The sequence below is a fragment of the Marinilactibacillus sp. Marseille-P9653 genome (genome assembly GCF_916618885.1).
Taxonomy (GTDB): Bacteria; Bacillota; Bacilli; order Lactobacillales; family Carnobacteriaceae_A; genus Marinilactibacillus.
Map to the genome: position 1 here is coordinate 811,626 of NZ_CAKAKH010000001.1, position 14,963 is coordinate 826,588.

13 protein-coding genes are annotated in these 14,963 nt (G+C 38.3%); 12 read left to right on the plus strand and 1 reads right to left on the minus strand.

Going from position 1 to position 14,963, the window contains the following annotated elements; genetic code table 11:
• Positions 1-153 precede the first annotated feature (153 nt).
• From LG377_RS04100 to LG377_RS04120, 5 genes are all read left to right on the plus strand, one after another.
• Complete coding sequence (locus tag LG377_RS04100; protein ID WP_225743438.1) at positions 154-1,344, plus strand: AI-2E family transporter; 1,191 nt, start codon at positions 154-156, stop codon at positions 1,342-1,344.
• A 180-nt stretch (positions 1,345-1,524) separates the two neighbouring features.
• Entirely contained in the window at positions 1,525-2,184 is a 660-nt protein-coding gene (locus tag LG377_RS04105; protein WP_225743439.1) for a TetR/AcrR family transcriptional regulator, read from the plus strand.
• Positions 2,181-3,899 carry an ABC transporter ATP-binding protein gene (locus LG377_RS04110; RefSeq protein ID WP_225743440.1) on the plus strand — a complete coding sequence of 573 codons (1,719 nt, stop codon included), beginning with the start codon at positions 2,181-2,183 and terminating at the stop codon, positions 3,897-3,899. Before LG377_RS04105 ends, LG377_RS04110 begins: the two co-directional genes overlap by 4 nt.
• The gene (locus LG377_RS04115; protein ID WP_225743441.1) at positions 3,899-5,773 is read left to right on the plus strand and encodes an ABC transporter ATP-binding protein; all 1,875 of its coding nucleotides are present in this window, start codon (positions 3,899-3,901) and stop codon (positions 5,771-5,773) included. Before LG377_RS04110 ends, LG377_RS04115 begins: the two co-directional genes overlap by 1 nt.
• 247 nt (positions 5,774-6,020) lie before the next feature.
• On the plus strand, positions 6,021-7,271 hold the full coding sequence (locus LG377_RS04120) for an ammonium transporter (RefSeq protein WP_225743442.1): 1,251 nt from the start codon (positions 6,021-6,023) through the stop codon (positions 7,269-7,271).
• Between the two features lie 65 nt (positions 7,272-7,336).
• On the opposite strand, the gene manA is transcribed toward LG377_RS04120, so the two are convergent.
• Entirely contained in the window at positions 7,337-8,293 is a 957-nt protein-coding gene (manA, locus tag LG377_RS04125) for a mannose-6-phosphate isomerase, class I (RefSeq protein WP_225743443.1), read from the minus strand.
• Between the two features lie 227 nt (positions 8,294-8,520).
• Between manA and LG377_RS04130 the strand changes: the two genes are divergently transcribed.
• From LG377_RS04130 to murA, 7 genes are all read left to right on the plus strand, one after another.
• A complete protein-coding gene (locus LG377_RS04130) occupies positions 8,521-9,117 on the plus strand; it encodes a thymidine kinase (protein ID WP_225743444.1) in 597 nt (198 codons plus the stop codon).
• A gap of 2 nt (positions 9,118-9,119) precedes the next feature.
• Positions 9,120-10,199: a peptide chain release factor 1 gene (gene prfA / locus LG377_RS04135; protein WP_225744625.1), complete on the plus strand. Its 1,080-nt coding sequence runs from the start codon at positions 9,120-9,122 to the stop codon at positions 10,197-10,199.
• Positions 10,186-11,043, plus strand: a complete 858-nt coding sequence (prmC, locus tag LG377_RS04140) for a peptide chain release factor N(5)-glutamine methyltransferase (RefSeq protein WP_225743445.1) — start codon at positions 10,186-10,188, stop codon at positions 11,041-11,043. The genes prfA and prmC overlap by 14 nt, the downstream gene beginning before the upstream one ends.
• 22 nt (positions 11,044-11,065) lie before the next feature.
• Positions 11,066-12,079 (plus strand): L-threonylcarbamoyladenylate synthase, encoded by a 1,014-nt coding sequence (locus LG377_RS04145; RefSeq protein WP_225743446.1) that lies wholly within the window; start codon positions 11,066-11,068, stop codon positions 12,077-12,079.
• A gap of 201 nt (positions 12,080-12,280) precedes the next feature.
• The gene (gene upp / locus LG377_RS04150; RefSeq protein WP_225743447.1) at positions 12,281-12,910 is read left to right on the plus strand and encodes a uracil phosphoribosyltransferase; all 630 of its coding nucleotides are present in this window, start codon (positions 12,281-12,283) and stop codon (positions 12,908-12,910) included.
• A gap of 140 nt (positions 12,911-13,050) precedes the next feature.
• Entirely contained in the window at positions 13,051-13,284 is a 234-nt protein-coding gene (locus LG377_RS04155) for a DUF1146 family protein (protein WP_225744626.1), read from the plus strand.
• 321 nt (positions 13,285-13,605) lie between these two features.
• Positions 13,606-14,910: a UDP-N-acetylglucosamine 1-carboxyvinyltransferase gene (murA, locus tag LG377_RS04160; RefSeq protein WP_225743448.1), complete on the plus strand. Its 1,305-nt coding sequence runs from the start codon at positions 13,606-13,608 to the stop codon at positions 14,908-14,910.
• Positions 14,911-14,963: the final 53 nt, after the last annotated feature.

The window sequence follows — 14,963 nt, forward strand, 5'->3', positions numbered from 1 at the left end:
TGTTAGGGTCAGTATACCAAAACTTGGATAAATTATGAAACGGAATTCATCACAGATCTTTAAGAGAAATTATTGAAGAGGATTTAAAGGTATTGTAGTGAGAATATGATAGAATGATTTATGAAAGTGAAACGTCAGAGGGGAAGAATCCATATGAAACAAGAACAAAATACCAATCATACTAAAGGGTTCAGTCATTCATGGTTTTGGAAAAAAATCATTGATAACAAGGTAGTCTCTATATTACTCGTTAGTTTACTTGTCTTTATTAACTTATTTATGATTAAACAATTATCCGATTTACTTCAACCTATTGAAATTATATTCAGTATCGTTGGTCCGCCGTTAGTCTTTTCAACAATATTTTATTATCTCTTAAATCCCGCAGTAGATTGGCTAGAAAAGAAAAAGTTCACTAGAAATTCAGCGATTGCTTTTGTATTTGCGCTGATTATTGTCTTGATTATCGTCGGTGTTAATTTTATTGTTCCGATCATTCAAGATCAGCTTGCATCACTAATCAGTAACTGGCCAAGTTACTGGGATAGTCTGATGCTGTTGTTAGATGGTTTATTGGGCACAGAAGCCTTTACAGATTTCATGGCACAGATGAGCGATACCTCTTTGATTAGTAGTTTTAGTGGACAGGCATCCAGCTTCTTGAACATAACAGTCGGTGGAATTGGAAGTATCTTTGGTACACTTACAAGGGTAGGAATCACTTTGCTAACAACACCATTCATTCTTTATTACCTTTTAAAAGATGGCAAACAACTTCCTAATCAATTATTGAAAGTTGTCCCTACTAAAGTAAGAGCAAATGTTAGAGATATTCTTGGAGATATCAACAAACAAGTTAGTTATTATGTAAGAGGTCAGTTACTTGTTGCTGCTTGCGTAGGGTTAATGTTCTGGATAGGATTCTCAATCGTAGGGCTTGATTTTGCTTTAACATTGGGAATATTTGCGGGATTTTTAAACTTAATCCCTTATCTTGGCTCATTTCTTGCATCAATCCCAGCAATCATTATTGCAGTCGTACATTCACCACTTATGCTCGTTAAAGTACTGATTGTTTTTGCGATTGAACAAGTCCTAGAAGGGCGAGTGATTTCACCACAGATCCTTGGTAACTCATTAAAAATACATCCCATCAATATTATCTTCTTACTATTAGTTGCGGGGCGTTTGTTTGGAGTAATGGGCGTGGTTTTAGGAATTCCTGGCTATGCGGTGTTGAAAATTATTGTTTTAAGAACGTTTAAGTGGTACCAAAGGCATTCTGAATTGTATGAAGAAAAACAGCCTCTAACTGAAAAGACAGTAGATACAATAGAAGAATAATTTATGGTAGGAAAAGTCTCTTGATTTTAAGAGGCTTTTTTTGAGCGTACATCTCAATAAAAAAATTGAAACTTTATACTTGATTTATGACACGCTGTCACATATAATAGCAAAAGTATGTTTCATGACACCATGTCATATTGGATAAGTTAAAAAATCTGGAGTAACAGGAGGGGAAATATGCCAACACAGACATTTTTCAATTTACCAGAATCAAAAAGAGAAAGATTGATCGCAGGAGCAATGAAAGAATTTACTGAAAAATCGCTCAATGAAGCTTCGATTTCTAATATTGTAAAAAATGCAGGTATCTCTCGTGGGAGCTTTTACCAGTATTTTGAAGATAAGAAGGACTTATATTTTTATTTATTAGGAAAATTCAAGTACAACTATAATCGACTGATGGTCAAAAGTTTTAAAGAAGTAGAAGGTGACTTCTATGAAGGCTATAAGATTTTTGGAGAAAAGTATATCAAATACATTATGGATTCAGAGAAATTCGGCTTTTTTGAAAATATGTATCTGCATATGAATTATCAAATCAATCAAGAATCTGGCGCAACGATTATCGCTACACCTTCTAACAACAAGACAGAACATCCTATAGATGAAAGAGTGATTGATGTCGTTAAAAGAGAGCAAGTTAAAGCGTGCACGGATCAGGAATTTATTTCAATTTTAAGATATATACTTAATATTTTAAATGACACGATTATGGAAGGATTCTGGAAAGCGTTGACGATTGAAGAGACGCAGAAATTATTTGCAACACGCTTAGAATGGATGACGAAGGGTGTCTTAAAAGATTTAACTGATGAGAAAATGGAGGATGAAGTATGAGAAAAGTAGCAAAATTTATGAATCCTTGGAATGTACTCATTACTGTCTTCTTTATGGCAGTTCAAGTTGCTGGGATGTTGGCAATGCCAACCATTACTGCAAATATCATAGACTTTGGTGTTTCAGAAGGAAATATCGACTATATCGTAAGAAATGGATTTTTCATGTTAGGGTTCACACTTCTAACAATTGTTTCAGCGCTTTTAAATGTTTTTTTTGCGGCGAAAGAGTCTCAAGGGCTGGGTCATACATTAAGAAAGAAAATTTACCGTATGGTCATTTATTTTACAAATGAGGAACTGGACAGATTTGGAACGTCCACATTGATCACTAGAGCTACGAATGACATCATGCAACTACAGTTTGTTATGATGATGGTCTTGCGTACGATGATATTAGCTCCATTTTTAATGATTGGTGCAGGTGCAATGGCTTACTCTAGAGAACCAAGACTTGCTTTTGTATTTTTCATTACCATGCCTGTTTTAGGTGCATTGATCTGGTTTATACTAAGATTTTCTAGTCCTTTGTTTAAATCAATGCAACGGAAAACAGATAATTTGAATAGAATATTCCGTGAAGGGTTAACAGGGATTCGAGTTATCCGAGCCTTCAATAAAGATGCTTATGAACGTGAACGTTTCGATGAAGCAAACTGGGATTTTGCTCAGACTTCTATCAAAGCCAATACAATCATGGCGTTTATGATGCCCTCAATGGTCTTAGCGGTTAGTGTAACAAATATTTTGATTACCTGGTTTGGTGCACAGTTTATTAGTACGGGTGATATGCAAGTGGGGAATATGGTTGCTTTCATGACCTATGCTATGCAGATTCTAATCGGTGTTATGATGGTTTCAATGGTATTGTTCTTTTTACCTCGTGGTCAAGTTGCAGCAGAACGTGTAATGGAAGTGTTGGATACACCTAATATGATTAAAGATCCAGAAAAACCTAAAAATTTGACGGATACAGACATCTCTATTCAATTTGATAATGTTAGTTTTAGATATCATGGGGCAGAAGCGACAGCTTTAGAAGATATCAATTTCACTTTAAATAAAGGAGAACGACTGGCTATTATCGGAGGGACCGGATCAGGTAAGACAACTTTAGCTAATCTGATTTCGCGTCTTTACGAAGTTGAAAGTGGTCAAATTAAAGTAAACGGTATAGATATTAGAGATGTGAACCAAGGTGAATTAAGACGACTAATCGGATTCGCACCTCAAAAAGCCCTTCTTTTTAGTGGAACGATTCGGGATAATATGAAATATGGTCGACCAGAAGCGACAGATGAAGAAATCTGGCACGCACTTGATGTAGCTCAAGGAAAAGAGTTTGTATCCGGCTTACCAAAACAATTGGATTCAAGAGTAGAACAAGGTGGTGGAAACTTCTCTGGTGGACAACGACAAAGACTCAGTATCGCAAGAGCTCTCGTTACCAATGCAGATATTTTATTATTTGATGATTCCTTCTCTGCACTTGATTTCAAGACAGATGCAAAACTAAGAGAAGCCTTGAAACCTGATACTGAAGACGCTGCAGTGATTATCATTGCACAGCGCATTAGTACAGTTATTGATGCAGATCAAATTATTGTATTAGATCAAGGAACCGTTGTTGGTAAAGGAACACATGAAGAATTGAAAGCGAACAACCCTGTCTATCAGGAAATCATGGAATCTCAGTTGAAAGGAGAGGACATTTAATGGCAAAAGGTGGAACAAGTAACGCAGCGCATATGCGCTCGAAAAAAGCCAATAATTTCTGGGGAACGGTATTGAGACTCATAAAATACATGTCCACTCGATTCTGGGCACTTGTTGCAACATTATTCCTAGCAATTGCAGCCACAATCATGTCTGCTCAAGCACCCCATATTTTAGGTCGAGCAACAACTGAGATTTACAGAGGCCTTCAAGAAGGGAGAAGCCTACAAGAAGCTGGCGAGACGATTGATCGATTCCCAATTGATTTTGGAATCATTCAAAATGTCATTCTTACAGTAGCAGTCGTATACGTTACTCAAGCTATCTTCCAGTTTTTCCAACAATTTATTACGGCTAGAATTGCTCAGAAGACAGTTTACGATATGCGTAAAGAATTAAAAGAAAAAATGTCTAAACTGCCCATTAAATATTTTGATACGCATTCAACAGGAGATATCTTGTCGCGTGCCGTTAATGATATGGATCAAATTGCAAATACATTGCAGCAGTCACTGACTCAGTTTATTATCAGTGTCGTACAGTTTGTAACGGTTTTGATCGTAATGAGTTTGATTGACTTACGACTGACCTTTGTGACGATTGCGACAGTACCGATTAGTTTAATTTTAATTGCATTTGTAGCACCGAAATCACAAAAGCAATTTGCGAATCAGCAGCGTGAACTAGGAAATGTAAATGATCACGTAGAAGAGACGTTCTCAGGTCATACAGTGGTTAAAACGTATAACCGTGAAGAAGATGAGATTAAAAAATTCGATGACAGAAGTGATCGTTTAAACGATGCTTCATTAAAAGCTCAGTTTTTATCTGGAATTATGATGCCTTTAGTCAGCTTTTCAAGAGATTTAGGATACTTTGGTGTAGCGATAGTCGGGGGAATGGGTGTCGCTAACGGAACAATGTCTCTTGGTAATGTACAAGCTTTTATCCAGTACGTGAATCAATTCTCGCAACCTGTACGACAAATTGCCAACTTAGCCAATACGATCCAAGTGACGATTGCTGCTTGTGAGCGAGTCTTTGAAGTGTTGGATGAAGAAGAAATGCAAGAGAAACCTTCTGGATTGGAACCTAAGCGCAACACACCTTACAAAGTTGAATTTGAACATGTCCAGTTTGGCTATGGTGACGAAGCCGACGATACATTGCTGATGAACGATTTCAATCTAACCGTTAAACCGGGTGATATGATTGCTGTAGTTGGACCGACTGGCGCAGGTAAATCGACTTTAATTAATCTCTTGGAACGCTTCTATGACGTTAAAGGCGGAAGCATACGTTTTGAAGGTGTAGACACGAGAGACATTCCTAAAGCTGAGCTTAGAACGAAGTTTTCAATGGTTCTTCAAGATACTTGGTCATTTAATGGTACGATCTGGGATAATATTGCCTACGGTAGTGAAGAACACGGACATGACCGAGACCGTATTTATGCAGCTGCTAAAGCAGCACACGTAGATGATTTTGTCAGAAGACTTCCAGAAGGATATAATACGATCTTGAACGAAGAGGGAACGAATATCTCTCAAGGGCAACGTCAATTGATTACAATTGCCCGTGCATTTTTGGCTGATCCAGAAGTATTGATTCTTGATGAAGCAACGTCTTCTGTAGATACTAGAACGGAAATTCTGATTCAAAAAGCCATGACGAATTTGCTTGAAAACAGAACAAGTTTTGTGGTTGCACACAGATTATCTACGATTCGTGATGCAGATAAAATTATTGTTATGAATCAAGGAGACGTTATCGAAACGGGAAATCACGATGAATTAATGGAACAAGATGGATTTTATGCAGATCTTTATAATAGTCAGTTTGCTTCTTATGAAGAAAACCCAGAATATGCATAATGATCTGTCATTTAATTAGTTGAATAGTGACTCAAAAAACAAGACCCTTCAAATAGGGTCTTGTTTTTTTGTATAGACCAATTAAGATAATTTGATTATTATATAAAGTGGTAAGGGCTATCATGGTAAAAATTGAATTGTATATCAAGTATTTGCTTAAGATTAAACAAATACGGTTTATCTCTATTGATAAGTAGACCACTTTAAAAGTATAGTAGTCGTAACTTATCAAAGGGGGAATCGATACATGTCAGCTACAGATACGATTTGGGTTTTATTAGGGATTGTACTTGTGTTTTTTATGCAAGCGGGATTTGCTATTTTAGAATCAGGATTTACAAGAGCTAAGAACGCAGGCAATATTATTATGAAAAATATTATGGATTTTGTACTGGGGTCTTTACTCTATTGGATAATTGGTTTTGGAATTATGTTTGGACCAAGTATAGCTGGGTTTATTGGAATACCTGATTTTTTTGTAACAGGAAACTACGATACGAATATACCAGGATACGTGTTCTTGATGTTTCAAACAGTATTTTGCGCAACAGCAGCGACCATTGTTTCTGGAGCGATGGCAGAAAGAACGAAATTTAGTTCATACTTGCTTTATACCATTATCATTTCAGGGATCGTTTATCCCATTTCTGGCCACTGGATCTGGGGAGGCGGTTGGTTATCTAGCTTAGGTTTTCAAGATTTTGCCGGTTCTACGGCAGTGCATATGGTGGGTGGTGTAACAGCGATTATCGGCGCGAAGATCGTTGGACCGCGAATGGGTAAATTTGATAAGCAAGGTCGTGCACAGTCAATACCCGGTCACAATGTCCTATTGGCTGCTCTAGGGGTATTTATCTTATGGTTTGCTTGGTTTGGATTCAACGGAGCATCTACTCTGGAAGCTTCTGGGGAAGAGTCATTGAGTCTGATTGGTCTTATATTATTAAATACAAATTTATCAGCAGCCTCAGGAACGCTCGTTGCAATGATTTTGTCTTGGGTCAAATTCGGGAAGCCAGATGTTAGCTTGACGTTAAATGGTGCACTGGCAGGACTGGTCGGTATTACAGCCGGTTGTGCCGTCGTTCAACCAGCGGGCGCTTTTGGGATCGGGATTTTGTCTTCTGTTGCGATGGTCTATGGTACAGAATTTGTTGAAAACAAATTAAAAATTGATGATCCAGTCGGAGCTTTTGGCGTACATGGAATTGCGGGCGCTCTTGGAACAGTTTTGATCGGTGTTTTCTCTACAGACGGGGGATTGCTCTATGGAGGAAATGGTGGACTATTATTGATTCAGTTCATTGGTGTCGCTGCAGTAATAGTATGGGTAGGGATTACAATGACTGTAACGTTTAAAGTCATTGATTCTACAATTGGCCTAAGAGTATCTCCAGCTGAAGAGGAAGCGGGAATGGATGTCAGTGAACACGGACTGGCCAGCAGCTACGCAGATTTCAAAGCAACGACTACACCCATTCATTCAGAAACACTCTAAAAAAATAAGGACCAGGAAGCTAAAGTCTTCCTGGTCCTTATTTACTTTAGACTAAATTTTAGTGGTTAAATGTTTTCGCCAGGTGTAGAAGCAATGATTTGAAGATGCCCTTTAAGTGTCCATTCATTAATACCATGCGGTAAGATAAAATGAATGCCTTTAGTTAGTGAATAGCTAGTAGAATCAACAATGATGCTGCCTTCACCTTTTAGCACGCTGACAAGAGTGTATAATCCACTTGCTTTTAGATTCACTTCTCCGTCAACAACCCATTCTTCTACCTTGAAGAACTCATTATCAACAAAAGTTTTAATCTCAGCATCACCTTGCTTAACCCTGTTTTGCATAGGTTCAGGATCCACATGCGGAATCGTTGTGACATCAATAGATTGCTGGATGTGTAAAGGTCTAGTTTGACCGGTATCATCTTTTCGATCATAGTCATAAACGCGGTAAGTAGTATCACTGGATTGTTGCGTTTCAAGAATCGTAATACCGCCACCGATTGCATGGACAGTTCCACTTGGTACATAAAAGAAATCACCGGGTTTCACTTTCACATAACGTAATAATTGGTCCCATTCTCCAGAACGAATCATTTCAGCAAAGTCTTCTTTCGTCTGTGCGTGATGGCCGAAAACAATCTCAGCTTCGTCTTCTGCATCAATCACATACCAGCACTCTGTTTTCCCTAGTTCACCTTCGTGTTCTAATCCGTACGCGTCATCTGGATGGACTTGAACTGATAATGCAGTCTGAGCATCTAGAATTTTTGTCAAGAGTGGAAAAACATCTCCTGATTGGTCTCCGAACAATTCACGGTGCTCATCCCAGAGTTCTGTTAACGTCTGACCTTTGTACTCTCCTTGAGAAACAGTAGCAGGTCCATTCTTATGTGCACTGATTGCCCAAAGTTCTCCAGTATGCTCACTTGGGATATCATAGCCGAAAAAATCTCGAAGATTTGTACCTCCCCAGATTTTTTCTTGCATAACACCTGTAAAAAATAATGGTTGAATCATAATCAGTCTCCTCGATATTTTGTACGCTTAGTGTACCATATTTCATTAGAATTGAAATCGGTTTTACATGTCAGTCTTTGACAATGTTGTTGTCTGCTGACAGATAATCTAGGATTCAATAGAGACAACTCTTGTACTTTCCTTGGGGTTATCATATAATTTATAAGGATTGGCTAGTTTTTGTTTTATAAGAACTGGTTAAGAATAAATTGAAAGTAGGGCAAATCATGGCTCAATTATATTTTAGATATGGTGCGATGAATAGTGGGAAGTCTATCGAGATTTTAAAAGTAGCTTATAATTATGAAGAACAGAATAAAAGAGTTCTTCTGTTTACAAGTGCGATTGACGACCGAGATTCTGTTGGATATATCACTAGTCGAATTGGATTGAAGCGTGAGGCGATCCCTATCGAAGATCAGACAGATTTGTTTGAAGTCGTCAAACAGCAATCAGAAGGTCTAGCTTGCGTATTGGTTGATGAAGCGCAATTCTTAAAAAAAGAACATGTATTACAACTCGCATATATTGTAGATCAGCTAAATATACCGGTTATGACGTTCGGATTAAAAAATGATTTTCGAAACGAATTGTTTGAAGGTTCGAAATATTTATTGTTATTAGCTGATAAAATAGAAGAAATGAAAACCATTTGCTGGTTTTGTCATAAGAAAGCGATTATGAATATGAGAATGCAGGAAGGTAAACCTGTTTCAACCGGAAGCCAGATTATGGTTGGGGGAAACGAAGCGTATTATCCTGTGTGTCGTAAGCATTATTACGAATCGATGGAAAGTAGTCTAGAAAGAGGCGAAGAAAAATGAGTATGTACGACAGACTTGAGCAAGTGGATAATAGATACGATGAATTAAATGAATTACTAAGTGACCCCGAAGTCATTACAGATACTGACCGATTCTTGAAACTTAGTCGAGAAGAAGGTGACTTGAGAGAAACTGTCACGTGCTATAGAAAATATAAAGCAGTCGTTGAAGGGATTTCTGAAACAGAAGAAATGCTTGAAGAATCTCTGGATAATGACATGGAAGAGATGGCTAGAGAAGAAAGAACAGAATTGCTTGAACAAAAAGCAGCTTTAGAAGAAGAATTGAAAATCTTATTGCTTCCTAGAGATGAGAACGACAAGCGAAATATCATCATGGAAATTAGAGGGGCTGCCGGAGGAGATGAAGCACAATTATTTGCTGCGGATCTTCTAGATATGTACCAGCGTTATGCGGAAACACAAAGATGGAAAACAGAAGTGCTGGATGCAAATTCAAATGGGATTGGTGGGTACAAAGAAGTAACCTTACTGATTTCTGGACAGAATGTATACTCTAAGCTTAAATTCGAGAACGGTGCACATCGAGTACAACGTATCCCTCAGACCGAATCACAAGGTAGAATCCATACCTCGACTGCGACAGTCGTCGTTATGCCGGAAGCTGAAGACGTTGAGATCGATATCGCAGAAAATGATATTCGTGTAGATATCTATCATGCAAGTGGCGCTGGCGGGCAGCACGTTAATAAAACAGCATCAGCCGTTAGATTGACTCATGAGCCTACCGGAATCGTTGTTGCTATGCAAGATGAGCGTTCGCAACTTAAAAACAGAGAAAAAGCGATGAAAGTTTTAAGATCTCGTATTTATGACAAAATCACTCAAGAAGCACAAGCAGAAGTAGATGCAGAACGTAAAACAGCTGTAGGAACAGGAGACCGTTCTGAAAGAATCCGTACGTATAACTATCCTCAAAGTCGGGTTACAGATCACCGCATCAACTTGACTCTTCAAAAATTGGACCAAATATTAGCGGGTAAAATGGATGAAATCATCGATGCATTGGTTTTCTGGGAACAAGCTCAAAAAATGGAGCAACTTCAAAATGAGTATGAATAATTTATACCATAAAGAAACCATCAGAGAAGTCCTTTTTGGGGCTTCTTCTTTTTTAAAAAAAGCAGAGCTTGAAGGATATGCAGCTGAGTGGTTGTTAAAAGAGCGGTTTGATTTAACAAAGACAGATCTGGTTAGAATGGGTTCACAAGTCATGCCGGAAAAGATGAAAGAACAATTTCTAAACGATTTACAGCATTATTTAGAAGGAAAACCCGTGCAGCATATTGTCGGACATGAATGGTTTTACGATAGAAAATTTAAAGTGACAAACGATACGCTTATTCCTAGACCTGAAACTGAGGAATGGTTTGATCGATATTTGAAGACTTTATCATCCAAGCCATTAGACGTGCTGGATATTGGAACCGGGACAGGCGTATTAGCTATTTCTCACAAACTAGAAAGACCAAGTGATAGAGTCACAGCAGTGGATATCAGCTCAGAAGCACTAGAGATTGCTAAACAAAACGCAGCCTCATTGAAAGCGGAGGTTAGATTCTATTTAAGTGATCTAACGAGCGCTGTAAGAACACATCATTACGATTTAATCCTGTCAAACCCTCCTTATATCTCAACGTCTGAACATGGGGAAATGGATCAGTCTGTGCTGGATCATGAGCCTGCGCTTGCTTTATTTGCAGCAGAAGATGGACTAGACATTTACAAAAGGTTAGCAAAGGAGTTGCCGTCAATACTGAATCCAGAAGCTAAAGTGATACTTGAAATTGGATATCTTCAAGGGCAACGTGTTCAAAACATATTTCAAGATGCAATGCCGAATGCAGATATAGAAATCTGGAAAGATATGGCAGGACAAGACAGAGTAGTCTATATTGCTATATAAAAGAAAAGAGAGGAGTAATGGAGTGGAAACGATATGGATAAAAGAACAGGAGCTAGAAAAAGCTGTGCAGTTGTTGCTAGAAGGTGAAGTAGTCACTTTTCCAACCGAGACAGTTTACGGACTCGGCGCAGATGCAACTAATGAAGAGGCTGTCAAGAAAATATATGAAGCTAAAGGAAGACCGGCAGACAACCCTTTAATCATTCATGTATCTAGTATTGAGCAAGCGTATGAGTACGCTGAAGAAATTCCCAAAGCCGCTCAAAAAATCATGGAAGCTTTCTGGCCAGGACCTTGTACAATCGTTTTGAAGAAAAAAGGACCCATAGCACAAACCGTCACAGCTGGGCTGGGGACTGTTGGTATTCGAATGCCAAATCATCCGATTGCATTGCAGCTGATTAAAGATACAGGGAAACCGTTAGCTGCGCCTAGTGCAAACTCCTCTGGAAAACCAAGCCCAACTTCTGCGCAACACGTTTACCGTGATCTGAACGGTAAGATAGCAGGCATTGTGGAAGGTGGAGAAACGGGTGTTGGACTTGAATCGACCGTTTTAGACCTTTCTAATCCAAAATCTCCGACGATTTTACGGCCTGGTGGTATCTCAAGAAGTGAAATAGAAGCCGTCATTGGTCCAGTAAGATTCAATCCTGGACTAGTAAAGGAGTCTGACGCACCAGTAGCTCCTGGGATGAAGTATACACATTACTCGCCGACCGAACCGGTGATAATCATTTCTGAAAAAGGTATCGGATGGGAAAAAGCCATAAAACAATATCAGCTTGATGGGGAAGTTGTCGGTATACTGGCATCTGAAGAAACCATTAAACAATTTGGGACAAAAGAAACCGTTATGTTCTCGTTAGGGGAAAAGTCAGATGTTATTTCAGCATCTAGACGATTGTTTAAAGGTTTACGCTTCTTTGAAGAAACGAAAGCGACAATTATACTAGCTGAACCTTTCAATAGGTCAGGAATTGGGGAAGCTTATATGAATCGACTCGAAAAAGCTGCTGCCTATTCGGTGATTTAAGACTAGGTACAAAAGAAATAAAAGCTTCTCTCTAAGGAATTTATGTGACTGTAACCGTTACGGATGGAATGCTAGATGACAAATTGATTTGAATTGATAAATATAATGGAAAAATGTTTGACCTTTATGTACAATGATTAGAGGTTATCACACAAGTGAATTTGAAAAGAAACATAATCTAATCATAAAGGAGCAATTTCAATGGGGAAACTTCAAGTTATCAACCATCCACTGATTCAACATAAGCTGACAATTATCAGAGACAAACGTACAGGTACAAAATATTTTAGAGAAGTTGTAAATGAAATCGCAAGACTCTTAGCCTATGAAGTTTCTCGTGAAATGCCACTAGAAGATGTAGAAATTGAAACACCTTTAGTAACATCAACACAAAAACAATTATCCGGTAAAAAAGTCGTGATCGTTCCAATCCTTCGAGCAGGACTAGGAATGGTCGATGGTATGCTAGATCTTATACCAGCGGCTAAAGTTGGACATGTTGGAATGTATCGTGACCACGAAACAATGGAACCAGTAGAGTATTTCGTGAAATTACCTTCTGACTTACCAGATCGTCAATTGCTAGTTGTTGATCCTATGCTTGCAACAGGCGGATCAGCTGTTGCTGCAATCGATGCCCTTAAAAAAAGAGGCGCTACAAATATTAAATTCGTATGTCTAGTAGCCGCACCAGAAGGCGTAAAAGTATTGCAAGACGCTCACCCTGATGTTGACATCTACACAGCTTCACTAGATGAAAGATTAGATGAGAAAGGTTACATCTTACCTGGTCTTGGTGATGCAGGAGATAGACTATTCGGAACATTATAATCAAGATGAAGAAACCTTCAATCCAGCAGCATGTGGATTGGAGGTTTCTCGTTTATAAAAAGATAAAACAGAACCTATAAGCAGAATAGGTGAAATCTTCTTAATAGGTATGATAGACTAACTTCGGAAGGAATCAAATGATGACTTATATTGGATTGCAATCACTCGTTACATTAATTTCGCATACTGTTTTTGTACTACTAGCGTTTTGGGCGCTACAGGGACTGAAAACAGACTATTGGATTAAAAAATATCATATTCGACAAGCTAGGATCTTATATGTTCTGATTTCGATAGCGCTTGGTTATACCGTAAGTAGCTTTTTTATCGAATTCGTACTTTCCTCTCAGAATCTTGTCCAGCTATTCAACTAATCCTTAAAAATAAGCTGTAGATCATGGAAACGTTTCAATTAATTGTTCACATAAAAGTCATATACAGCATAGACGAAACAGTTTATTAACAGGATGCTTTCTGATATAATATAACAGATTATTGTGATTTGTAATAACTGCAATAGTTTTATCTCATCAATGCTGTTTTCGATTTGTTTTGTTACAGTAAATAAACAAGATATGTAAGGAATCATCGTGAGAATAGGTTCCAAAATAATTTTTAATTTTAACTAACCTGTCGATATAATTGTATACCGAAGTAGAATGATCTAGGAAGAGTATCACCTTGGAGGGCAAAGCATGGAAAAAATCGTTGTAAGTGGCGGACGTAAATTATCAGGTACCGTCGAATTAGAAGGCGCAAAAAATGCTGCATTACCTATATTAGCAGCAACTATATTAGCAGAAAATGGCATGAATACACTATCTAATGTGCCATTATTATCAGATATCTATACAATGGAAGCTGTTTTAAAATACTTGAACGTTGAAGTTTCATTTGACGAAGAAAATAAACAAATGACTTTTGACGCTACAAAAGAATTAAACGATGAAACACCGTTTGACTTTATGAGTAAAATGCGTGCATCTATCGTTGTTATGGGACCATTATTAGCTAGAACAGGCTACGCAAAAGTAGCGTTACCAGGTGGCTGTGCGATTGGTACCCGTCCGATAGATTTACATTTAAAAGGGTTCGAAGCAATGGGAGTAGAGGTACATATCAAAAAAGGGTACATCGAAGCTTCAGCAGAGAAGCTTAAAGGTGCTCATATCTATCTAGACTTCCCTAGTGTTGGTGCAACTCAGAACATTATGATGGCAGCTACACTAGCTGAAGGGACAACTGTAATCGAAAACGTTGCAAGAGAACCTGAAATCGTAGACTTGGCTAACTTCCTAAATCGTATGGGTGCTAAAGTTGTCGGCGCTGGAACAGAAACGATTCGTATTGAAGGAGTAGAGAAACTGACTGGAACGAACCATATGATCATTCCTGACCGTATAGAAAGCGGAACGTTCATGGTGGCTGCAGCAATCACTCAAGGAAACATTTTAATTAAAGATGCCGTATCTGAACACAATAAACCATTGATTTCTAAACTAAAAGAAATGGGTGTAATCTTTGAAGAAGAACAACAAGGGTTACGTGTTATCGGACCGAAAAAATTAATGGCAACAGACGTTAAAACAATGCCTCATCCAGGATTCCCAACGGATATGCAAGCTCAAATGACGATTGCTCAGCTACAAGCTGAGGGTACGAGCGTTATGAGAGAAACAGTATTTGAAAATCGCTTCATGCACATGGAAGAGCTTCGTCGTATGAATGCTGAATTCAAAATTGATGGACAGAGTCTTGTTATCGTTGGTGGAAAGGCATTACAAGGAGCTGAAGTTGCATCGAGTGACTTACGAGCATCAGCAGCCTTAATTCTAGCGGGACTAGTCTCAGCTGGTTACACACAAGTAACGAACTTGAATCACTTAGACCGTGGATACTACAATTTCCATGAAAAACTCATTGGTCTAGGGGCAAATGTCGAAAGAATCAATGCAGACGAATCTGTGATTAAATCAAAAAATACAGTCGTTTCAGAATAATTCGAATAGGTTAAAGATTCATAATGAGCTGGACCGAATAGGTAAAATACCTT